The organism is Neisseria sp. P0021.S006, assembly GCF_051956895.1.
This window is the reverse complement of sequence record NZ_JBQCWZ010000457.1, coordinates 1-1,103: the sequence shown is the minus strand read 5'-3', so window position 1 is coordinate 1,103 and position 1,103 is coordinate 1. Positions and strand designations below refer to the sequence as shown.

The 1,103-nt window shown below is 51.1% G+C and carries 1 protein-coding gene; it reads left to right on the top strand.

From position 1 onward, the window contains the following. The coding region (locus tag ACTHUM_RS14965; protein ID WP_440403286.1) for a DEAD/DEAH box helicase at positions 1-1,085 on the top strand (1,085 nt) is incomplete at its 5' end. Positions 1,086-1,103: the final 18 nt, after the last annotated feature.

Below are 1,103 nucleotides of genomic sequence, written 5' to 3'. Positions count from 1 at the left end.
GCATTGTAGGCGGCGCATCTTTAGGCTACCAAACCCGTGCTTTGAGCAAACCGGTTGACCTGATTGTCGCTACTCCGGGTCGTCTGATGGACTTGATGCAGAGCGGCAAAGTTGATTTTGAACGTTTGGAAGTGCTGATTCTGGACGAAGCCGACCGTATGTTGGACATGGGCTTTATCGACGACATCGAAACCATCGTTGAAGCAACGCCGAGCGACCGTCAGACTTTGTTGTTCTCTGCCACTTGGGACGGCGCAGTGGGCAAACTGGCGCGCAAACTGACCAAAGACCCTGAAACCATCGAAGTTGAGCGTGTGGATGATCAAGGCAAAATCGAAGAGCAGCTGCTGTACTGCGACGATATGCGCCACAAAAACCGCCTGCTCGACCACATCTTGCGCGATGCCAATATCGATCAATGTGTGATTTTCACGTCCACCAAAGCCATGACCGAAGTCATCGCGGATGAATTGTATGAAAAAGGTTTTTCCGCCAACTGCCTGCACGGCGATATGCCGCAAGGCTGGCGTAACCGTACGCTGATGGACTTGCGCAAAGGCCGCTGCAAAATTTTGGTTGCCACCGATGTAGCCGCACGTGGTATCGACGTACCAACCATTACCCACGTTATCAACTACGACTTGCCGAAACAGGCTGAAGACTACGTTCACCGCATCGGCCGTACCGGCCGCGCTGGCCGTACCGGTATTGCGATTACTTTTGCCGAAGTGAACGAATACGTCAAAGTACACAAAATTGAAAAATACATCGGCCGCAAATTACCTGAGCTGACCATCGAAGGCATGGAGCCGACACGTAAACGCAAATCTGCCGGTGGCAAACCGAAAGGTAAAGGCGGCTGGGGCGATCGTAAATCCGGCGGCTGGCGTGGTGATAAGAAACCGGCTAAAGAAGGTTTCGGCGGTAAAGCTCACGGCGAAGGCCATAAAAAAGACGGTTTCAAGAAAGATGGCTTTAAGAAAGACGGTTTCAAGAAGTCTGACGGTTTCAAAAAAGGCGGCGAAGGCTTTAAAGGCAAGCGCAAGTCTAACGACAGCTTTGGCGGCAAACATAAAAGAGGTTAATTTTTTCAATCTTAAGGC